The following is a 21115-nucleotide window of genomic DNA, read 5'->3' as shown; positions in this document are numbered from 1 at the left end:
CCCGGCCCCGTGTCCGGCGTCCGGCGGTTGCCCGGCCGCGCGGCCTCCGGGTTCCTGACCGGCCGCCGCGTGCCTGGTGGTCGTCGCGCGCCCGGTGGTGGTCCGTCCGGGCGGCTCGGCCGTCCCGGCCCCGCCGCGCGGCGTACGGCTTCCCGACGGCCGCGGGGAAGCCGAGTGGCGGACGGGCCCGGCCCGGTCAGTCCTGCCAGTGCCGGCGTCCGATGCTGATCAGCCGCAGCCGCCGGACGGCCTGTTCGGCGGTGCGGCGCCGCTCGGCCGCGGGAGCCGGAAGCACCTCCAGGAAGGCCGACGCGGCACTGAGCATCTGGTCGACGTAGAGCCTCGCCAGCATCGCGAGATCCTCCTCGCGCCACCCGGCGGACACCGGGTCCTTGGCCAGCTCCGTCCGCACCTCGTCCGCGAACAGGTCCAGTTGGGACCGGATCGCCTCCCGCACCGGCTGCACCCCACCGTGCCGCTCGCGCGCGATGAAGCGGATGTGCGCGGGGTGCGCCGCCACGTGCGACGCGATCAACTCCACCGCGCGGTCGATCCGTTCGTCGTCGTCGCCCGCCGTGGCCACGATCGTCCGGATCGTCGGATGCAGACTGCCCAGCGCCTCCTCGACCAGCGCCACGCCGAGGTCGGCCGTGGAGCGGAAGTGCCGGTAGAAAGCGGTCGGGGCGACGCCGACGGTCCGGGTGACCTCGCGCAGACCCAGACTGCTCAGGCTCTGCTCCTCAAGCAGCCCCAGCGCCGCGTCCAGGAGTGCCTGACGGGTGCGCTGCTTCTGGGCCTGCCGGACGCCGAGGGTGTGACTCATGCCATGCAGTTAACAACTGTTCTCTGGAATTGCAAAGCCCTGCGGGGTACTAGACTCCAAAGTCAGTGAACAAGTGTTACTACAACCGTTCACCGAATCTTGGGGGATTGGCTCCATGCTGTTTCTCGTCGCCGCGCTCCTGCTCCTCGGCGTCATGCTGGGCACCGTCGCCCACGCACCGCTGAGTCTCTCCGTCGCCCTCGGTGCCGTCATCGCCGTCTGGCTCGGCATCTTCGCCCTCCGTGAGCGGCACGGACGCCGGAGCGGCACCTCCGCCCGCTGACCCCGACCGCAGACCGCCGGGAGATCAGGAGATCAGGAGATCGTCATGCAGCTCACCGCACCGGCCGACCACCGGACCGGCATCCGCGACGCCGACGGCATGGCCGTCGCATCCTTCGTCCTGGGCCTGCTCGGCCTGCTCGTCCTCAACGTGTTCCTCGGGCCGGTCGCCATCGTGCTGGCGGCGCTCGCCCTGCGGCGGCGCACCGCCCGCCGCGGGCGTGCCTGGCTCGGCCTCGGCCTGGGTGTCGCCGACCTGCTGGTCCTGGTGGCGTTCATGCAGGCGGACAACACCGTGTCCTGGAGCTTCTGAGCCCGCTCGGAAGCGGCCGCCGATTCTGGGCGAGCAGCGGGGACGGGTGCGGTGGAGCACCCGGGCGGGCCCTGTGGAATGTCCGGGTGGGCCCCGTGGGACGTCCGGGTACGCCCCGTAGAATCGGCCACACCATGGCTTACCTCGACCACGCCGCGACCACCCCGATGCTCCCCGAGGCAGTCGAGGCACTCACCGCCCACCTGGGCGTCACCGGAAACGCCTCCTCCCTGCACGCGGCCGGGCGCCGCGCGCGGCGCACCGTCGAGGAGGCCCGCGAGACCCTCGGCGAGGCGCTGGGCGCCCGTCCCAGCGAGGTGGTGTTCACCGCCGGCGGCACCGAGGCCGACAACCTCGCCGTCAAGGGCCTGTACTGGGCCCGGCGCGACGCCGACCCGGCCCGCACCCGGGTCCTGGCCAGCCCCGTCGAGCACCACGCCGTTCTCGACGCGGTGCACTGGCTCGGCGAGCACGAGGGCGCCACCGTCGAGTACCTGCCCGTCGACGCCCACGGCCGCGTCCGTCCCGGGGCACTGCGCGAAGCCATCGCCCGCAACCCCGACGATGTCGCCCTGGCCACCGTCATGTGGGCCAACAACGAGATCGGCACAGTCCTGCCCGTGCGCGAACTGGCCGGGGCGGCGGCCGAGTTCGGAGTCCCGCTGCACGCCGACGCGGTGCAGGCGGTCGGCCAGCTGCCCGTCGACTTCGGCGCCTCCGGGCTCGCCGCGATGACCGTGTCCGGCCACAAGATCGGCGGGCCCTACGGCATCGGCGCGCTGATCCTCGGGCGTGAGTACACCCCCGTACCCGTGCTGCACGGAGGTGGCCAGGAGCGCCATATCCGCTCCGGCACCCTCGACGTCCCCGCCATCGCCTCCTTCGCCGTCGCAGCAGGGCTCGCCGCCGGACAGCACGAGTGGTTCGCCCGCGAGATCGGCGGGCTGCGCGACGACCTGATCGCGGCGGTCCGCTCGGCCGTCCCGGACGCGATCCTCGGCGGCGACCCGGCACCGGAGGGCCGGCTCCCCGCCAACGCCCACTTCACCTTCCCCGGCTGCGAGGGCGACTCGCTGCTGCTGCTGCTCGACGCCCAGGGCATCGAGTGCTCCACCGGCTCCGCCTGCACCGCCGGAGTGGCCCAGCCCAGCCATGTCCTGCTGGCCACCGGCACCGACCCGGACCTGGCCCGCGGCACCCTGCGCTTCTCCCTCGGGCACACCTCCACCGACGCCGACGTCGAGGCGGTCGCCAAGGCGATCGGCCCGGCGGTGGAACGGGCCCGGGCGGCGGGGCTGTCGTAGGGACCGCCTGCCGGGTGCCACGGGGCGCACACCCCGGGCGGCCTCAGACGCGGGTGCCGCCGGTGGGTTCCCGCGATGGCTCGCCGGTGGCCGCCCGCCGGACCAGCGCCAGGTAGCGGTCCCAGTCCCAGTGCGGACCCGGGTCGGTGTGGTCGGTGCCCGGCACCTCCACGTGACCGATGATGTGCTCCCGGTCGACGGGTATGCCGTACCGCGCGCAGATGCCGGCGGTCAGCCGCGCCGACGCCTCGTACATCGCGTCGGTGAGGTCCTCCGGCCGGTCCACGAAGCCCTCGTGCTCGATGCCGACACTGCGCTCGTTGTAGTCGCGGTTGCCCGCGTGGTACGCCACGTCCAGCTCGCGGATCATCTGGGTGACCCGCCCGTCCTGGCCGACGATGTAGTGCGTGGCCGCCTGGTGCCCCGGGTCCTGGAAGGCCTTCACCGCGCTCGCGAAACTGCCCTGGGTGACATGGACGACCACGATGTCGATGCCGAAGTCGTCGGGCCGGTCGGCACGCCGCCAGTTCGCCTCCGACGCCGCCACCCACCGGGCGCCGGCGTAGTCCACCTCGCCGGGTGTGCGCGGCTTCTCCACGCCGGGCACCCGCCACCACAGGCGGCCCAGCTCGTCCCGCGCCAGCACCGCCGCCCCGGCGGCCGCCGCCGCACCGCCGACGATCAGCGCACGCCGGCCGATGCGCCGGTCACCGTCCCTGGATCCGCTCGCGGATCGGCTTCTTGCCCCCATGTGATCGTGAACGCATACTCGCGGGCCCTGGTTCCCGGCCCCCTTACCCTGGAAGGGTTATGACTGACACCCCGCAGCGCACCCGCCCCCTCCGCGTCCTCGCCGCCATGTCCGGCGGGGTCGACTCCGCCGTCGCCGCCGCCCGCGCCGCCGAGGCGGGACACGACGTCACCGGCGTCCATCTGGCGCTCTCCGCGAACCCCCAGTCCTTCCGCACGGGTGCGCGCGGCTGCTGCACCATCGAGGACTCGCGCGACGCGCGGCGCGCCGCGGACGTCATCGGCATCCCCTTCTACGTGTGGGACCTCGCCGACCGCTTCCGCGAGGACGTGGTGGAGGACTTCGTCGCCGAGTACGAGGCCGGACGGACCCCCAACCCCTGCCTGCGCTGCAACGAGAAGATCAAGTTCGCCGCGCTGCTGGACAAGGCCCTCGCTCTCGGCTTCGACGCGGTCTGCACCGGCCACTACGCCCAGGTGATCACCAGAGCGGACGGCACCCGCGAGCTGCACCGCGCCACCGACATGGCCAAGGACCAGTCCTATGTGCTCGGCGTCCTCGACGACCGGCAGCTCGCGCACGCGATGTTCCCGCTCGGCGACACCGCCACCACCAAGGACGAGATCCGCGCGGAGGCCGAGCGCCGCGGCCTGGCCGTGGCCGAGAAGCCCGACTCGCACGACATCTGCTTCATCGCCGACGGCGACACCCAGGGCTTCCTCGCCGACCGGCTGGGCCGCGCCGAGGGCGACATCGTCGACGAGGCCGGCAACCGGCTCGGCACCCACGAGGGGGCGTACGGCTTCACCATCGGCCAGCGCAAGGGGCTCAGGATCGGCACGCCCGCCCCCGACGGCAAGCCCCGCTACGTCCTGGACATCTCCCCGGTCACCAACACCGTGACGGTGGGCCCGGCCGACGCCCTCGACGTCGGCGCCCTGCGCGCCGTCAGGCCCCGCTGGTGCGGCGCCGCCCCGGCCGGACCCGGTACCTACACCGCCCAGCTGCGCGCCCATGGCGGCGAGACGGAGGTCACCGCCGAACCGGTCGACGGCGCCCTGGAGGTGACCTTCACCGAACCGGTCCGCGGCGTCGCCCCCGGCCAGGCGATCGTGCTGTACGACGGCACACGCGTGGTGGGCTCGGCGACGATCGCCGCCACGGTGCGCGCCACGGCCGGGGTGTCCTGAGCCCACGGGCTCCGCCCGGCCGCCCCCGCCCCGGCCGTTACCGCCCGGTCCCGCCTCAGGCGGCGAAGAACTGCGTCAGCACCGGCCCCAGCACCCCCGGCTCGGCCAGATGGCGCTGGCCCTCCAGCGTGCCGTACACACCGTCCGGGACCGCGTCCGCGACCGCCCGGGCCGCCCGGCGCATCCCGTCCTCGCTCGCCCCGCCGGCCAGCGCCAGGACCGGTACGTCCACCGACGCCAGCAGCCCGTGCGGCACCCGGCCGTCGCCCATCACGGCGTCGTCGTGGGCCAGACTCGGGGCGACCGACTCCATGCTCTGCCACATGGGGGACTGCCGGGCGCCCCGGATCATGTCCTCGCCGAGGCCGGTCAGGCGCAGGAACAGCTCCACCGCCTCCCCGTGCCGGCCCTGCCGCAGCGTCTCGGTCAGCCGCTCGGTGTACTCCTCCCGGGCCGCCGCGCCCGCCTCGTCCATCGCGTACGGCACCTCGTACACGGCGGCCCGGCGCACCGGCAGCCCGCTCGCCGCCGCCCGCAGCACCAGCGCGCCGCCGGAGGAGACGCCGTACAGCGACGCCCGGCCGCCGACCGCGTCGATCAGCGCCGCCAGGTCCTCGACCTCGCGGTCCACCGCGTACGGCGCCGTGTCGCCGCTCTCACCGCGCCCCCGGCGGTCGTACACGACCACCCCGAACCGCCCCGCCAGCTCCGCGGCCAGCGGCGCCATCGTGGCACCCGTCGCCATCGCGCCGCTGACCAGGACGACCACCGGCCCCTGCCCGGTGTGTTCGTACGCCAGGCGCGTGCCGTCGCGCGAAACAGTCTTCTTCTCCATGCCTGTGCAGACTGCCCTACGGCGGGCGATTAATCCGTCACGACACCTCGACCTCGTAGAAGCAGAGGTGGTCCTTGATCTGCTGCACATCCGGCTCGGGGTCGGGGTAGGCCCAGACCAGGTCCGCCGCGCCGGGCACCGACCAGTAGGACGCGGTGCCCTTGAAGGGGCAGTGCGTGTGCGTCTCCGACGGCGTGAGCAGATCCAGCCGTACGTCCTCTGCCGGGATGTAGTAGCGGTCAGGACATCCCGTCTCGTGCAGGACCAGCGCCCCGTCGCTCTCCGCCAGGACCTGCGCGCCGTGCACCACGCGCACGTGCCGACTGCTCCGCTCGATGGTGATCTGGTGTCCTGTGGTCACGATCGCCCTCCCTGGGGTAGCCGATTTGTTGGTTACAGCGCACGCTGAAGCCGAGTTCTTCCCCGCCCGCGCCGCCCGTACCCCCGGCGCGCACCCGCAGGAGGCACCCCGTGGCAGCCACGCCGACCGCCAGGAACCGCAGCAGCATCGTCCACCGGGCGCGCTACGCACTGCGTCATCCCGCGCGCGTGCCCGCCCACGCCCGGCGGGCCGCGCGGGACGCCTGGCTGCGGCTGCGGCACCGCGGCGACCACATCGCCTACTACCGGGCCGTGATGGCCTCCGACGCGGCCCGCAGCGCCGAGGCCGCGGTGGGGCACACCCCCTCGCTGGAGAGCTGGGAGCGCATCGGCCGGATGCAGTTCGACTACCTGGTGGCCCACGGGCTGCAGCCGCACCACCGGATGCTCGACATCGGCTGCGGCAACCTGCGCGCCGGCCGGCTCTTCATCGACCACCTCGAACCCGGCCACTACTACGGCATCGACATCTCGCCGCACATCCTGCTCGCCGCCCAGGACACCCTCGTGCGGGAGGGACTGCAGTCCCGGCTGCCCCACCTGGCCCTCGCCGACGACCTCACCCTCGCCTTCCTGCCCGACGCCCACTTCGACGTCGTGCACGCCCACAGCGTCTTCTCGCACTCGCCCCGGCACGTCATCGAGGAGTGCCTCGCCCACGTCGGCCGGGTGCTCGCCCCCGGCGGCTTCTTCGACTTCACGTTCGACCGCACCGAGGGGCCGGAGCACCAGGTGCTGCGCGAGGACTTCTACTACCGCACGCGCACCCTGGTCGACCTCGCCGCCCGGCACGGACTCACGGCGACGTTCATGGAGGACTGGGAGCGACTGCCGCACCGGCAGTCCAAGATCAGAGTGACCGCGATGCCGGACCCGGCCCGTACCGTGGGGCCATGAACATCTGCGTCTTCCTCTCCGCGGCCGATCTCGACGAGCGCTACACCGGCCCCGCCCGGGACTTCGCGACCCTGCTCGGCAAGGGCGGCCACACCCTGGTGTGGGGCGGCTCCGACGTGGGGCTGATGAAGGTGGTCGCCGACGGGGTGCAGGAGGCCGGGGGGAGACTGCTGGGCGTCTCCGTGGAGTTCCTTTCGGACCGGGCCCGCAAGGGCGTCGAGCACATGGTGGTCGCCCGGGATCTCGCCGAGCGCAAGCGGCTGCTGCTGGAGCACGCCGACGCTGTGGTGATCATGGTCGGTGGCACCGGCACCCTGGACGAGGCGACCGAGATCCTGGAGCTGAAGAAGCACGGCCACACCGACAAGCCCGTGGTGCTGCTCAACACCGCGGGCTTCTACGACGGGCTCAAGGCGCAGTTCCGCCGCATGGAGGACGAGGGATTCCTGCCCCGCCCGCTGTCCGACCTGGTGTTCTTCGCGGAGGAGCCGGTCGGGGCGCTGGCCTTCCTGGAGGAGAGCCGGGGCATCGGGTGAGCCCCCGGTGATGCGAGCATGGCGGGCATGGCTACCCATGTGATCACCGGAGCGGGCTCCGGAATCGGCGCGGCCGTCGCCCGCCGCCTCCACGAGCGCGGCGACGACCTCGTCCTGCACGCGCGCGACGCGGGCCGCGCCAAGGAGCTGGCCGCCGCGTTCCCCGGCGCGCGCACGCTGGTCGGCGACCTCGCGGACCCGGACAGACTGTCCTGGGCCCTCTCCCACCAGACGCTGCCCGACCGCGTCGACTCGCTGCTGCACATCGCGGGCGTCGTCGACCTCGGCCCGGTCGGCGAGCTGACCCCGAAGGCCTGGCGCAATCAGCTCAACGTCAACCTGATCGCCCCCGCCGAGCTGACCCGGCTGCTGCTGCCCCAGCTCCGCGTCGCCCAGGGGCATGTGGTCTTCGTCAACTCCGGCGCCGGGCTGAACGCACACGCCGAGTGGTCCGCCTACGCCGCCTCCAAGCACGGCCTGAAGGCGCTGGCCGACTCCCTGCGCGCGGAGGAGCACGCCGACGGCGTCCGCGTCACGTCCGTCTACCCGGGCCGCACCGCCAGCCCGATGCAGGCCAAGGTGCACCGGCAGGAGGGCAGGGAGTACGACCCGTCGAAGTGGATCGACCCCGAGTCGGTCGCCACCACCATCCTGATGGCCCTGGACCTCCCCAGGGACGCGGAGGTCAACGACCTGACGGTCCGCCCGGGCCGGTGACCCCAGAGGCCCGCCCGGCTCGCGCCGGGGCGCCCGCCCGGCGTTCTGGGTCGCGGCCGACCGGGCCGAAGCGGGCCCGGACCGGAAGGGGGCCCGGACCGGAAGGGGGCCCGGACCGACGGGGGCCCGGACCGACGAGAGTCCGGGGGCTCACCCCCCACGGTCGGGACAGGGAAGGGGCGGCGGGGCGGAACCCTGGCCGGGCCCGGCGACCCGCACCCGGGCGGCACACCGCACCCGCACGGAGTTGTCCCGCACCCGCACGGAGTTGTCCCCCACCCGTACCGCGGGGCACCCCGTACCGCACCGCGAGTTCGCCCGCGTCCGCCCCTGCGTACCCTTCCCCCGTGAACGACAACACTCGCCCCGGCCCCGCCACCGGTGTCGGCTCCCTGCCCGGGACCGACGCCCGCGAGGCCGCGAAGACCGCCACCGGTACCTTCGAGGACTTCCCGTTCCTGCCCGAGCTGCCCGCCCGAGGCCCCGGCGCCGACATGATCGGCCGCGGCGCCGGACTGCTCGTCGAGCTGTACGCGCACGTGGAGCCCAGCGGCTGGCGGCTCGGCGACCGTCCCGGCCGGGACACCCGGCGGGCCCGCTCCTGGCTCGGCGAGGACCTCGACGCCCTGGAGGAGTTCACCCAGGGCTACGAAGGGCCGCTGAAGGTCCAGGCCGTCGGGCCCTGGACGCTGGCGGCCGCCCTGGAGCTGAAGAACGGCGAGGCCGTCCTCTCCGACCCCGGTGCCTGCCGCGACCTCGCCGCCTCCCTCACCGAGGGCCTGCGCGTGCACCTGGAGGAGGTCCGCCGCCGGGTGCCCGGCGCGTGGCTCGTGCTCCAGCTCGACGAGCCGTCCCTCACCGCCGTCCTGCGCGGACAGGTGAAGACCGCCAGTGGCTACCGCACTCACCGGGCCGTCGACCGCCAGCTCGCCGAGGCCACGCTGCGGGAGGTCCTCGGCGTGCACGGCGACGGCCCGGCCGTCGTCCACTCCTGCGCCCCCGACGTGCCGTTCGCCCTGCTGCGCCGGGCCGGCGCCACGGGTGTCTCCTTCGACTTCTCCCTGCTCACCGAGCGTGACGACGAGGCGATCGGCGAGGCGGTGGAGGGCGGTACCCGGCTGTTCGCCGGTGTCGTGCCGTCCACGGACGGCCGATTGTCAGACCCTGCCGGTAGCGTCATGGGTGTCAGGACGCTCTGGCGCAGGCTGGGGCTGTCTCCGGGGCTTCTCGCGGAGGCGGTCACCGTCACGCCGTCGTGCGGGCTCGCGGGCGCGTCCCCCGAGTACGCGCGGCGCGCGCTCGCCCAGTGCGTCCGGGCGGCGAGATCCCTCGCGGACAACCCAGAGTAACGGGAGGACAACACGGTGGCCGGCGACAAGCAAGCGGAGACGACGAGCGTGCCAGCCGAGGCACGGGAGAAGCACGCGCAGCTCGCTGAGCAGATCGAGGAGCACCGTTTCCGGTACTACGTGAAGGACGCCCCCGTCGTCAGCGACGCGGAGTTCGACCGGCTGCTGCGCTCCCTGGAGCAGCTGGAGGAGGAGTACCCGGAGCTGCGCACTCCTCAGTCCCCGACCCAGAAGGTCGCCGGCTCCTACGCCACGGAGTTCACGGCCGTCGAGCACCGCTCCCGCATGCTCTCCCTCGACAACACCTTCAACGACGAGGAGCTGGCCGCCTGGGCCGACCGCATCCACCGCGAGCTGGGCGACCAGGAGTACCACTTCCTGTGCGAGCTGAAGGTCGACGGGCTCGCCGTCAACCTCACCTACGAACACGGCCGCCTGGTCCGCGCGGCGACCCGCGGTGACGGCCGGACGGGTGAGGACATCACGCCGAACGTCCGGACGATCGCCGAGATCCCGCACCGGCTCGAGGGCGACAAGGTCCCCGACCTCGTGGAGATCCGCGGTGAGGTCTACTTCCCGATGGAGAAGTTCGACGAGCTCAACGAGCGGCTGACGGCGGCCGGTGACAAGCCCTTCGCCAACCCGCGCAATGCGGCCGCCGGTTCGCTGCGCCAGAAGGACCCGCGGGTCACCGCCACCCGCCCGCTGCACATGGTGGTCCACGGCATCGGCGCCCTCGAGGGCTTCCAGGGCCTGACCCGGCTCTCCCAGGGCTACGACCTGCTGAAGACCTGGGGCCTGCCCACCTCCCGGCACGCCAAGGTCGTCGAGGACCTCGACGGCATGCGGGAGTTCATCGCCTACTACGGCGAGAACCGTCACTCGGTGGAGCACGAGATCGACGGAGTCGTCGTCAAGCTCGACGAGATCCGCCTCCAGGGCCGGCTCGGCTCCACCGCCCGTGCGCCGCGCTGGGCCATCGCCTACAAGTACGCGCCGGAGGAGGTCAACACCAGGCTCGTCGACATCAAGGTGGGTGTCGGCCGCACCGGCCGGGTCACGCCGTACGCCCAGGTCGAGCCGGTCACCGTGGCGGGCAGCGAGGTGGAGTTCGCCACCCTGCACAACCAGGACGTGGTCAAGGCCAAGGGCGTGCTCATCGGCGACACCGTGGTGCTGCGCAAGGCCGGCGACGTCATCCCGGAGATCCTCGGCCCGGTCGTCGACCTGCGGGACGGCAGCGAGCGGGAGTTCGTGATGCCGGCCGAGTGCCCGGAGTGCGGGACACCGCTGCGCGCCATGAAGGAGGGCGACATCGACCTGCGGTGCCCCAACGCCCGCACCTGCCCTGCCCAGCTCAGAGAGCGCGTGTCCTATCTCGCGGGCCGGGAGTGCCTCGACATCGAGCACTTCGGCGGTGTCGCCGCGGCGGCGCTGACCCGCCCGCTGGGACCCGCCGAGCCACCGCTGGTCGACGAGGGCGACCTGTTCGACCTCACGGTGGAGAAGCTGCTGCCCATCAGGGCCTATGTGCTGGACCCGGACAGCGGGCTGCCCAAGCGCGACCCCAAGACCGGCGAGGAGAAGATCGTCACGGTCTTCGCCAACCAGAAGGGCGAGCCGAAGAAGAACACCCTCGCGCTGCTCAAGAACATCGAGGAGGCCAGGACCCGGCCGCTGGCCCGCTTTCTGAACGGGCTCTCCATCCGGCACGTCGGCCCGGTGGCCGCGCAGGAACTGGCCCGCCAGTTCCGCTCCGTCGACCGCATCGAGCAGGCCTCCGAGGAGGAGCTTGCGGGCACCGACGGTGTCGGACCGATCATCGCCGCCTCCCTCAAGGAATGGTTCGCCGAGGAGTGGCACCGCGAGATCGTGCGCAAGTGGAAGGCCGCCGGGGTGCCGCTGGAGGAGCAGTCCGGCGGCGAGGACGAAGGTCCGCGCCCGCTGGAGGGACTCACCGTCGTCGTCACCGGCACCCTGGAGAGGTTCACGCGGGACGGGGCCAAGGAGGCCCTGCAGAGCCAGGGCGCCAAGGTGACCGGATCGGTGTCGAAGAAGACCTCGTTCGTCGTAGTGGGTGACAACCCCGGTTCGAAATACGACAAGGCGATGCAACTGAAAGTGCCGGTGCTGAACGAGGACGGCTTCGGCATCCTGCTCGAACAGGGACCGGAGGCCGCGGCCGACGCCGCGCTTTCGGCCGAGGAATAGCGGTTGAAGGCCACCCGATCGGCGCATACCAGATGCATACGGGTGGCCGGGGCGCATTCGGGCAACCGTCGACGACCGGTGCCCGTGGAAGCCTTCTGCGGCCTACTGTTGAGGGGTGCGCCTGCCGTGCCCGGCTGCGGTCGGGGGCATCCCCGTGCTCAGCGGAGCAGGGGGAAAGGGGTTTCTGCCAACGCGGAGCCGTTGAAGGTTGTCGGGCAGCGGACCGCGTGGCGTGGGCACCGCCGGCTGTGAGAGGGACGGGAATGGAACCGACCGAGAGCGCCGCCCCGGGCTCGCGGCTGCGCCTGCGTCGTCTGAGGGACGCATGGCGCGCCGGCCGGTGGTCCGGGCGTACCGCGGAGCGCGGCGGTCCCCGAGGGCCCGGCGCCGCACCGCCCACCGCCGCGGCCGCACCGCCCACCGCCGCGGCCCCGACGCGCCCGGCGGTCCCCTCGCACGCCGCGGCGCCGGTCTGCGGCCTCGCACGCGCGGCGGGCGCCGACCGGACCCCGGGCCTGACCGGCGCCGAGACCGAACGGCACCCGACCTGGCCCGCGTTGCCCGCCGCGATCGTCGCCGCAGCCGGATTCGTGCTGGGTGCCGGATTCCTGCGGGCGTTCACCGGCGGCCACGCCCTGTTCCCGTCCGGCACCGTCGGCTGGTCGCTGGCCCTGCTCTCCGGCATCGTCGTCGGACACCTCGTGATGCTCGGCCGCTCCCGCTGGTGGGGCGGCACCGGCTCCGGCGCCGCCCTCACCCTCGCGGTGCTGCTGCTGTACGGCTGGGTGCCGGCCGGGATGGTCAGCCTCACCGTCGTCGTCCTGGTCGGCATGGCCCGCCGGGGCCGCTGGCGCCAGGGCGTGCTGCACGGCGCGGTGGACATCCTCGGCATCGCCGCCGGAGCGGCCATCCTGGGCGCGTTCGGCTCCGTACCGTCGGTCGAGCACCCCTGGGACCCCGACACCTGGACCGTCTACACCGCACCCGAGGTCGTGCTGGTCGCCGTGGCCTATCTGGCCGTCACCCGCAGCCTGCTGTGGTATTTGCACGCCCCGAGCGGTGGCCTGCCCACGGCCGCCCGCACCGCACTGGTCAGACAGGGGCTGGTGGCCGTCGCGCTGCTCGGCATCGCCCCGCTGGTCTGCGTGGTCGCCTTCGCGCACCCGGTGCTGCTGCCGCTGTTCGCCATCCCGCTGATCGCCCTCGACTCCACCCTGTGGATCGCCCGGGCCCGCGCCGAGGAGCAGCTGCGCGACCCGCTGACCGGCCTGCCCAACCGCCAGTGGCTGCTGGAACGCATCTGGACCGCACTCGACGACGCCGAGCGCATCGGCGCCCGCGCCGCCCTGATGCTGATCGACCTCGACCGCTTCCGTTCGGTCAACGACACCCTCGGTCATCTGGCCGGCGACCGGCTGCTGCTGCAGACCGCCGACCGGCTGCGCCAGGCACTGCCGCGCGGGGCGGAGGCCGCTCGGCTCGGCGGTGACGAGTTCGCCGTGTTACTTCCCGTCGCCGATTCCACCACCTCCGCGACCCGCATCGCCCGCCGGCTGGTCACCGCCCTCAGCTCCCCGCTCGACCTGGACGGGCTCACCCTCGTGCTGGAGGCCAGCGCCGGCGTCGCCGTCTTCCCCGACCACGCCCTGGACGCCGAGGGACTGCTGCGCCGCGCGGACGTGGCGATGTACCAGGCCAAGCGGGACCGCACCGGTGTCGAGGTCTACGAGTCCAAGCGGGACTCCAACACCCCCGACCGCCTGGGTCTGCTGGGCGACCTGCGCCGCGCACTGGACGCCCACGAGGTCGAGCTGCACTACCAGCCCAAGGTCCGCTTCGACGGCCAGGTCGCCGGGCTGGAGGCGCTGGTGCGGTGGGTGCACCCGGAGCGGGGCAAGGTGCCGCCGGACGAGTTCATAGCGATCGCCGAGTCCTCCGGGCTGATGCCCCACCTCACCGAGTACGTGCTGGAGACCGCGCTGGGGCAGGTCGCCGAGTGGCGCTCCCAGGGGCTGTTCGTGCCGGTCGCGGTCAATGTCTCGCCGCGCGATGTGCACACGCCCGGCTTCGCCGGCTCGGTCGCCGCCCGGCTGGCCCGGCACGGTGTCCCGGCCGGTGCGCTGCAGCTGGAGATAACCGAGCACGTCCTGCTGGAGGACCCGCAGCGCGCCGCCGACACCCTCGCCGGGCTGACCGGGCACGGCGTGAAGATGTCCCTGGACGACTTCGGCACCGGCTACTCGTCCCTGGTCCACCTGCGCCGCCTCCCGGTCAGCGAGCTGAAGATCGACCGCTCGTTCGTGGCCCGGCTGGCCGTGGACGCGGAGGACGCCGAGATCGTCCGCTGCACTGTCGATCTCGCCCACTCCCTCGGCCTGCTGGTCGTCGCCGAGGGCGTCGAGGACGACGAGACCTGGGAGCGGCTGCGCGACCTGGGCTGCGATGCGGTCCAGGGGTGGCTGGTCGCGGCGGCGATGCCGCCGGAAGAGACCACCGCATGGCTGCGGGCCCGAGGGTCGCGGGGGTGGCAGCGGCCCGCGGCGGCGCTGCCCGCTGCCGCGGGAGACGACCCCGGGAGGGTCGGCTGACCCCCGGTTCGCCGCACCGCCGGGTGCCGCGGGTCGGTCGTCGACCGTCTGCGGCTCCGCCGTCGCCGGTCGGGCCGCGCGGCGGAGCCGCACCGGGATGCCGACCCGCGCTCCCGAGGGCGCGGCCCCCGTCCCGGCGACCGCCGGGGGAAACCGTTTCACAGGCACCCGGCGCCGACCCATAGGATTGGCCCAAAACACTCACTCTCACCCCAGAGGAACGCTGCATGCCTGGCATCACGCGCGAGGAGGTCGCCCACCTCGCCCGGCTGGCGCGTCTGGAGCTGAAGCCCGAAGAGCTCGATCACTTCGCGGGACAGCTGGACGACATCATCGGCGCGGTCGCCCGCGTCAGCGAGGTCGCCGACCAAGACGTACCGCCGACCTCGCACCCGCTCCCGCTGACCAATGTCATGCGCCCGGACGAGGTCCGTCCGTCGCTCACGCCCGAGCAGGCGCTCTCCGGCGCCCCGGCCCAGGAGCAGCAGCGTTTCAAGGTGCCGCAGATCCTGGGGGAGGAGTAGTCGCCATGACGGATCCCATCGTCAAGCTCACCGCGGCCGAGATCGCCGCGCGGATCGCCTCCGGCGAGCTCACCGCCGTCGAGGTCACCGAGGCCCACCTGGCCCGGATCGAGGCCGTCGACGAGAAGGTGCACGCCTTCCTGCACGTGGACCGCGAGGGCGCTCTCGCCCAGGCCCGCGCCGTGGACGGGAAGCGGGCCAGGGGGGAGAAGCTGGGGCCGCTGGCCGGCGTCCCCCTGGCGCTAAAGGACATCTTCACCACCGAGGGCGTGCCCACCACCGTCGGCTCGAAGATCCTCGAGGGCTGGATCCCGCCGTACGACGCGACGGTGACGAAGCGGCTCAAGGCCGCCGACATCGTCATCCTCGGCAAGACCAACATGGACGAGTTCGCCATGGGCTCGTCCACCGAGAACAGCGCCTACGGCCCGACCGGCAACCCCTGGGACCTCACCAAGATCCCCGGCGGCTCCGGCGGCGGCTCCAGCGCCGCCCTCGCCTCCTTCCAGTCACCGCTGGCCATCGGCACCGACACCGGCGGCTCCATCCGCCAGCCCGCGGCCGTCACCGGCACCGTCGGGGTCAAGCCGACCTACGGCGGCGTCTCCCGCTACGGCATGGTCGCCTTCTCCTCCTCCCTGGACCAGGGCGGCCCCTGCGCCCGTACGGTGCTGGACGCGGCGCTGCTGCACGAGGCGATCGCCGGCCACGACCCGATGGACTCCACCTCCGTCGACGCCCCGGTCCCGCCGGTCGTCGAGGCCGCCCGCAACGGCTCGGTCACCGGGATGCGGGTCGGCGTCGTCAAGCAGTTCCGCGGCGAGGGCTACCAGCCCGGCGTCATCCAGCGGTTCGACGAGTCCGTGGAGCTGCTGAGGTCGCTGGGCGCCGAGATCGTCGAACTGGACTGCCCGTCCTTCGACCTGGCGCTGTCGGCGTACTACCTGATCGCGCCCTCCGAGTGCTCCTCCAACCTGGCCCGCTTCGACGGCCTGCGCTACGGCCTGCGCACCGGCGACGACGGCGGCCACTCCGCGGAGGAGGTCACCTCCCTGACCCGCGAGGCCGGCTTCGGCCCCGAGGTCAAGCGCCGCGTCATGCTCGGCACCTACGCCCTGTCGAGCGGCTACTACGACGCCTACTACGGCAGCGCCCAGAAGGTCCGCACCCTCATCACGCGGGACTTCGAGAAGGCGTTCGAGCAGGTCGACGTGATCGTCTCGCCGACGACCCCGACCACCGCCTTCGCGATCGGCGAGCGCGCCGACGACCCGATGGCGATGTACCTCGCCGACCTGTGCACCATCCCCACCAACCTGGCGGGCAACGCGGCCATGTCGCTGCCCTGCGGCCTCGCCCCCGAGGACAACCTGCCGGTGGGTCTGCAGATCATCGCCCCCGCCATGAAGGACGACCGGCTCTACAGGGTCGGCGCCGCCGTCGAGGCCGCCTTCGTGGAAAAGTGGGGTCACCCGCTGCTCGAGGAGGCTCCGTCGCTGTGAGTGCACTGTCCAAGGCCAAGGGCTTCAAGAAGTCCAAGACCGGCACGTACATGTCCATGGCGGCCACCGCGTTCGGCGCGGTCGGCGTCGCCAAGCAGATCAAGAAGGCCCGCGTGGAGAACGACACGCTGCGCCTCGCCGACGCCGTCGTCACCGCCGCCGGCGTCGTCACCGGCCTCGCCCTGCTCTACCGCGAGCTCAAGCGGCTGGGCGACGACGACGTGCTGCTGGGCTGAGAGGGAAGTTCACCGTGACCACCACGACCGACCTGGTGTCGTACGAGGACGCGCTGGCGTCGTACGACCCCGTCATGGGCCTCGAGGTCCATGTCGAACTCGGCACCAAGACCAAGATGTTCTGCGGCTGCTCGACGGCGCTCGGCCAGGGCGCCAACACGCAGACCTGCCCCGTCTGCCTCGGCCTGCCCGGCGCGCTCCCGGTCGTCAACGCGACCGGCGTCGAGTCCGCCGTCAAGATCGGCCTCGCGCTGAACTGCGAGATCGCCGAATGGTGCCGCTTCGCCCGGAAGAACTACTTCTATCCGGACATGCCGAAGAACTTCCAGACCTCCCAGTACGACGAGCCGATCGCCTTCGACGGCTACCTCGACGTACAGCTGGAGGACGGTGCGACCTTCCGCGTGGAGATCGAGCGCGCCCACATGGAGGAGGACACCGGCAAGTCGACCCACATCGGCGGTGCCACCGGCCGTATCCACGGCGCCTCCCACTCGCTGCTGGACTACAACCGCGCCGGCATCCCGCTCATCGAGATCGTCACCAAGCCGATCACCGGCGCGGGCGAGCGGGCCCCCGAGGTCGCCCGGGCCTACGTCCGCGAGCTGCGTGAGCTCATCCGGGCGCTCGGCGTGTCCGAGGCCCGGATGGAGATGGGCCAGATGCGCTGCGACGTCAACCTGTCGCTGCGCCCGAACGGCACCGAGAAGTTCGGCACCCGCAGCGAGACGAAGAACGTCAACTCGCTGCGCTCGGTGGAGCGCGCGGCCCGCTTCGAGATCCAGCGGCACGCCGCGGTGCTCTCCTCCGGCGGCACGATCGTCCAGGAGACCCGCCACTTCCACGAGGACACCGGGTCCACCACGTCGGGCCGGGTCAAGGAGGAGGCCGAGGACTACCGGTACTTCCCCGAGCCCGACCTCGTCCCCGTGGCCCCGACCCGCGCCTGGGTCGAGGAGCTGCGGGCCGCGCTGCCCGAGCTGCCGCTGGTGCGCCGCAACCGGCTCCGCGAGGAGTGGGGCATCTCGGCCACGGAGATGCAGGCGATCCTCAACGCCGGCGCCCTGGACCCGATCGTCGCCACCATCGACGCCGGGGCCGACGCCGCCTCCGCCCGCAAGTGGTGGATGGGCGAACTGGCCCGCAGCGCCAACGAGTCCGGCAGGGCCCTGGACGAACTGGCCATCACCCCGGCCCAGGTCGCCCGCGTCACCGAGCTGGTGGCCGCCGGTGAGCTGAACGACAAGCTGGCCCGGCAGGTCATCGAGGGCGTCCTGGCCGGTGAGGGCACCCCGGACGAGGTCGTCGACAAGCGCGGCCTGAAGGTCGTCTCCGACGAGGGCGCGCTGACCGCCGCCGTCGAGGAGGCCATCGCCGGCAACCCGGCCGTAGCCGACAAGATCCGCGGCGGCAAGGTGGCCGCGGCCGGCGCCCTGGTCGGTGCCGTCATGAAGGCGACCCGAGGCCAGGCCGACGCGGCCCGCGTCAAGGAGCTCATCCTGCAGAAGCTGGGCGTCTCCGAGGGCTGACCCCTCCCCGGGCCGCCGAGCCGCCCGCCACCGCCCGACCCGTGGGGGCTGCACCCGATCCGGTGCAGCCCCCACGGCGTCGCGAGGCCCGCGTGCGCTGCCGCTGGACACCGTTCACCGGTCCGTCGTGCGACCTCCCTCCCAGCGTTGTGAATAAGCCCACTAACTCCGCAAAGGATCAGCTCCGGCTGCAAGAGTGACCAATGCACTGCTCAAGTGGCACTGCGTTGCTCATGCGTTCTTTGCTGGCATTCAGTTCACGGACTGCTTCTCCCGGTCAAAGATGCACAATCAGTCACTCTGGGGAGCACGTTCGTGGCAGCTCTCGCACGCTGGTGTGTCCAACGCCGCCTCGTCACCGTCCTGCTCTGGCTGCTCGCCTTCGGCGGGGTCGCCGCGGGTGCCGCCGTGACCGGCACGGCCTACTCGAACGACTACCAGGTGCCCGGCACCGAGTCCGACCGCGCCTCCCGGCTCCTCCGGTCCGGCTTCCCCGGCCAGAGCGGCGACAGCGACACGGTCGTCTGGCACACCGCGTCCGGCACCGTCCGCGCCGCCGCCGTCGAGCAGACGATGACCCGCACCCTGGACCGCATCGAGCAGCTGCCCGGGGTGGCCTCCGTCACCAACCCCTACGACGACCCCGACGCGGACCGGGTCAGCCCCGACGCCCGCACCGCGTACGCCGTCGTCACGTTCGAACAGCAGGCCGGGGACGTCTCCGAGGACGAGGCGCAGGCCGTCGTCGACACCGCGCGGTCGGCCGAGGCCGACGGACTCCGGGTGGAACTGGGCGGGAGCGCCGTCGGCGCCACCGGGTCGTCCGGCGGGCACCTGGCGGAGGCGGTCGGCGTCGCCGTCGCCGCCGTGGTGCTGTTCCTCGCCTTCGGCTCGCTCGCCGCCTCCCTGCTGCCCATCGCCACCGCACTCGTCGGTGTCGGCACCGCGTACGCCGGGACCGTGCTGCTCGGCCACGCCATGACCGTCGCCGACTTCGCCCCCATGCTCGGCATGCTGATCGGGCTCGGCGTCGGTATCGACTACGCGCTGTTCATCGTCACCCGGCACCGTCGGGGACTTAAACGCGGGCTGACCGTCACCGAGGCCGCCGTGAACGCCGTCGCCACCACCGGACGCGCGGTCGTCTTCGCGGGTGCGACCGTGTGCATCGCCCTGCTGGGCATGCTGATCCTCCGGCTCGGCTTCCTCAACGGCGTCGCCGTAGCCGCATCGCTGACCGTGGTCCTGACGGTCGCCGCCTCCGTGACCCTGCTGCCCGCTCTGCTGTCGTTCATCGGCCCGCGGGCCCTGAGCCGCCGCGAACGCCGCCGACTGGCCGAGCACGGGCCGGAACCCGAGCTGCCCACCGGGTTCGCGGCCCGCTGGTCGGCCTTCGTCGAACGCCGGCCCCGGCTGCTCGGCGCCCTCGCCCTGACCGTCGTCACCCTCCTCGCGCTGCCCACCCTGGGCCTGCGCCTGGGCACCTCCGACGCCGGCAACGACCCGCAGGGCAGCACCACCCGCCAGGCCTACGACCTGCTCGCCGCCGGCTTCGGCCCCGGGGTGAACGGCCCGCTCACCCTGGTCACCGAGGTCGGCGGCGCCGAGGACCGGCTCGCCCTGGACAACCTCGACACCGCCCTGCAGGGCACCGAGGGCGTGGCCGCGGTGACCCCGGTCACCTACGACAGCGGCGGCGACACCGCGTACCTCACCGTCGTCCCCGACTCCGCCCCGCAGTCCCGGGCCACCAGCGACCTCGTCGACCGGCTCCGCGGGGAGGTGCTGCCGCGCGCCGAGAACGGCACCGGGCTCGACGTCCACGTCGGTGGCGTCACGGCCGGGTACGACGACTTCGCCGATGTCATCGTCGGCAAGCTGCCGCTGTTCGTCGGCGTCGTCGTGGGCCTGGGCTGTCTGCTGCTCCTGCTGGCCTTCCGGTCCGTCGGCATCCCGCTCAAGGCCGCCGCGATGAACGTCGCCGCCGTGGCCGGCGCCTCCGGTGTCGTCGTCGCGGTCTTCCAGTGGGGCTGGGGAAGCGAACTCCTCGGTCTCGGCAGCGCCGGCCCGATCGAACCCTTCCTGCCCGTGATCATGGTGTCGGTCCTGTTCGGCCTCTCCATGGACTACCAGGTCTTCCTGGTCAGCCGGATGTACGAGGAGTGGCTGGAGACCGGCGACAACCGGCGGGCGGTCCGGGTGGGCCTCGCCGAGACCAGCCGGGTGATCAACTCCGCCGCGGTCATCATGATCTCGGTCTTCCTCGCCTTCGTGCTCAGCGGCGACCGGGTGATCGCCATGTTCGGCATCGCCCTCGCCGCCGCCGTCGCCCTGGACGCCTTCGTCCTGCGCACCCTTCTGGTGCCGGCGCTGATGCACATGCTGGGCCGGGCCAACTGGTGGCTGCCCCGGTGGCTCGACGCCCGGCTGCCCCGTATCAGCATCGAACCGCCCGAGTGCCGCGCCGCCCATGAGAGGCTGGCCGCTGCGACGGACGCCGAGGTGGCGGACGTCCTGGCACAGGAGGAGGGGCGGCAGCGGGATGTACGCGATACCACTGGGTGACGACGGAGCGGAACTGCGCCCCCTGGAGCCCTGGCACGCCGAGGAGTTCCTCGCCCACCTCGACCGGGGCCGGGAGTTCATCACCCGGCACATCCCCTTCGGGGTGAACGCCACCGACATCGGCTCGGCCCGCGCCCTGCTCCAGTCCTACGCCGACCGGCACGCCGCCGACAGCGGCTTCCTGCACGGGCTGTGGCTCGACGGCAAGCTGGTCGGCGGCCTGCTCTTCCGGGTCTTCGACGCCGCCACCGGGGTGTGCGAGATCGGCTGCTGGCTGGAACCGTCCGGCACCGGTCGCGGCCTGGTCACGCGCGGCGCGCGGGTACTGATCGACTGGGCGTTCGACGAGCGGGGCATGCACCGCGTGGAGTGGCACGCGTCGACCGCCAACACCCCCAGCGTCGACGCCGCACGGCGACTCGGCATGATGCGGGAGGGCGTTCTGCGCGAGAGCTTCCCCTACCGGGGAGTCCGCCAGGACATGGAGGTGTGGGCCGTGCTCGCACCCGAGTGGCGTGCGGCACGCGCGCGTGCCGCCCACAAGGATCATTAAGGGACCTCTCAGACAGCGTCCGTACGGTG

The 21115-nt window shown here is 72.8% G+C and carries 20 protein-coding genes; 16 read left to right on the top strand and 4 right to left on the bottom strand.

Translation table 11 applies throughout. From position 1 onward, the window contains the following. Positions 1–196 precede the first annotated feature (196 nt). Positions 197–823 (bottom strand): TetR family transcriptional regulator, encoded by a 627-nt coding sequence (locus tag V5O46_RS15975; RefSeq protein ID WP_332885261.1) that lies wholly within the window; start codon positions 821–823, stop codon positions 197–199. Positions 824–938: 115 nt separating this feature from the next. Between V5O46_RS15975 and V5O46_RS15970 the strand changes: the two genes are divergently transcribed. The 3 genes from V5O46_RS15970 (at position 939) to V5O46_RS15960 (ending at position 2722) form a co-directional block, all read left to right on the top strand. Continuing rightward, positions 939–1106 (top strand): hypothetical protein, encoded by a 168-nt coding sequence (locus V5O46_RS15970; protein WP_332885260.1) that lies wholly within the window; start codon positions 939–941, stop codon positions 1104–1106. Between the two features lie 45 nt (positions 1107–1151). Beyond that, a complete protein-coding gene (locus tag V5O46_RS15965) occupies positions 1152–1418 on the top strand; it encodes a DUF4190 domain-containing protein (protein WP_332885259.1) in 267 nt (88 codons plus the stop codon). Positions 1419–1552: 134 nt separating this feature from the next. Further along, complete coding sequence (locus V5O46_RS15960) at positions 1553–2722, top strand: cysteine desulfurase family protein (protein ID WP_332885258.1); 1170 nt, start codon at positions 1553–1555, stop codon at positions 2720–2722. A gap of 43 nt (positions 2723–2765) precedes the next feature. Here the strand turns inward: V5O46_RS15960 and V5O46_RS15955 are convergent, their stop codons facing one another. Beyond that, positions 2766–3473: an N-acetylmuramoyl-L-alanine amidase gene (locus tag V5O46_RS15955; protein ID WP_332885257.1), complete on the bottom strand. Its 708-nt coding sequence runs from the start codon at positions 3471–3473 to the stop codon at positions 2766–2768. A gap of 59 nt (positions 3474–3532) precedes the next feature. Here V5O46_RS15955 and mnmA point away from each other — a divergent pair, with 59 nt between their 5' ends. Continuing rightward, positions 3533–4663: a tRNA 2-thiouridine(34) synthase MnmA gene (mnmA, locus tag V5O46_RS15950; protein WP_332885256.1), complete on the top strand. Its 1131-nt coding sequence runs from the start codon at positions 3533–3535 to the stop codon at positions 4661–4663. A 55-nt stretch (positions 4664–4718) separates the two neighbouring features. Here the strand turns inward: mnmA and V5O46_RS15945 are convergent, their stop codons facing one another. Beyond that, positions 4719–5498 (bottom strand): alpha/beta fold hydrolase, encoded by a 780-nt coding sequence (locus V5O46_RS15945; RefSeq protein WP_332885255.1) that lies wholly within the window; start codon positions 5496–5498, stop codon positions 4719–4721. A 37-nt stretch (positions 5499–5535) separates the two neighbouring features. Continuing rightward, positions 5536–5859 carry a DUF427 domain-containing protein gene (locus tag V5O46_RS15940; RefSeq protein ID WP_332885254.1) on the bottom strand — a complete coding sequence of 108 codons (324 nt, stop codon included), beginning with the start codon at positions 5857–5859 and terminating at the stop codon, positions 5536–5538. A 110-nt stretch (positions 5860–5969) separates the two neighbouring features. Between V5O46_RS15940 and V5O46_RS15935 the strand changes: the two genes are divergently transcribed. The 12 genes from V5O46_RS15935 to V5O46_RS15880 all read left to right on the top strand — a co-directional run bounded on the left by V5O46_RS15935 (position 5970) and on the right by V5O46_RS15880 (position 21086). Beyond that, positions 5970–6776, top strand: a complete 807-nt coding sequence (locus V5O46_RS15935) for a class I SAM-dependent methyltransferase (protein ID WP_332885253.1) — start codon at positions 5970–5972, stop codon at positions 6774–6776. After that, positions 6773–7312, top strand: a complete 540-nt coding sequence (locus V5O46_RS15930; RefSeq protein ID WP_332885252.1) for an LOG family protein — start codon at positions 6773–6775, stop codon at positions 7310–7312. The genes V5O46_RS15935 and V5O46_RS15930 overlap by 4 nt, the downstream gene beginning before the upstream one ends. Positions 7313–7339: 27 nt before the next feature. Beyond that, complete coding sequence (locus tag V5O46_RS15925) at positions 7340–8029, top strand: SDR family oxidoreductase (RefSeq protein ID WP_332885251.1); 690 nt, start codon at positions 7340–7342, stop codon at positions 8027–8029. Positions 8030–8376: 347 nt separating this feature from the next. Next, on the top strand, positions 8377–9378 hold the full coding sequence (locus V5O46_RS15920) for a methionine synthase (RefSeq protein WP_332885250.1): 1002 nt from the start codon (positions 8377–8379) through the stop codon (positions 9376–9378). A 15-nt stretch (positions 9379–9393) separates the two neighbouring features. Then, entirely contained in the window at positions 9394–11589 is a 2196-nt protein-coding gene (ligA, locus tag V5O46_RS15915; protein WP_332885249.1) for an NAD-dependent DNA ligase LigA, read from the top strand. A 263-nt stretch (positions 11590–11852) separates the two neighbouring features. Further along, a complete protein-coding gene (locus V5O46_RS15910) occupies positions 11853–14177 on the top strand; it encodes a putative bifunctional diguanylate cyclase/phosphodiesterase (RefSeq protein WP_332885248.1) in 2325 nt (774 codons plus the stop codon). A 227-nt stretch (positions 14178–14404) separates the two neighbouring features. Continuing rightward, entirely contained in the window at positions 14405–14701 is a 297-nt protein-coding gene (gatC, locus tag V5O46_RS15905) for an Asp-tRNA(Asn)/Glu-tRNA(Gln) amidotransferase subunit GatC (RefSeq protein WP_004925108.1), read from the top strand. 5 nt (positions 14702–14706) lie between these two features. Next, positions 14707–16203, top strand: coding sequence for an Asp-tRNA(Asn)/Glu-tRNA(Gln) amidotransferase subunit GatA (gene gatA, locus V5O46_RS15900; RefSeq protein WP_332885247.1), 1497 nt, complete (start codon positions 14707–14709; stop codon positions 16201–16203). After that, positions 16200–16439: a hypothetical protein gene (locus V5O46_RS15895; RefSeq protein WP_332885246.1), complete on the top strand. Its 240-nt coding sequence runs from the start codon at positions 16200–16202 to the stop codon at positions 16437–16439. The genes gatA and V5O46_RS15895 overlap by 4 nt, the downstream gene beginning before the upstream one ends. Positions 16440–16453: 14 nt before the next feature. Beyond that, positions 16454–17968 carry an Asp-tRNA(Asn)/Glu-tRNA(Gln) amidotransferase subunit GatB gene (gene gatB / locus V5O46_RS15890; RefSeq protein WP_332885245.1) on the top strand — a complete coding sequence of 505 codons (1515 nt, stop codon included), beginning with the start codon at positions 16454–16456 and terminating at the stop codon, positions 17966–17968. Between the two features lie 315 nt (positions 17969–18283). Beyond that, entirely contained in the window at positions 18284–20533 is a 2250-nt protein-coding gene (locus tag V5O46_RS15885; RefSeq protein WP_332885244.1) for an MMPL family transporter, read from the top strand. After that, positions 20511–21086, top strand: coding sequence for a GNAT family N-acetyltransferase (locus tag V5O46_RS15880; protein ID WP_332885243.1), 576 nt, complete (start codon positions 20511–20513; stop codon positions 21084–21086). Before V5O46_RS15885 ends, V5O46_RS15880 begins: the two co-directional genes overlap by 23 nt. Positions 21087–21115 lie beyond the last annotated feature (29 nt).

This window comes from Streptomyces poriticola (genome assembly GCF_036689765.1).
In the GTDB taxonomy this organism is placed as follows: domain Bacteria; phylum Actinomycetota; class Actinomycetes; order Streptomycetales; family Streptomycetaceae; genus Streptomyces; species Streptomyces poriticola.
Note: the sequence above shows the minus strand (reverse complement) of the source record. Positions and strands in the feature narration are given on the sequence as shown.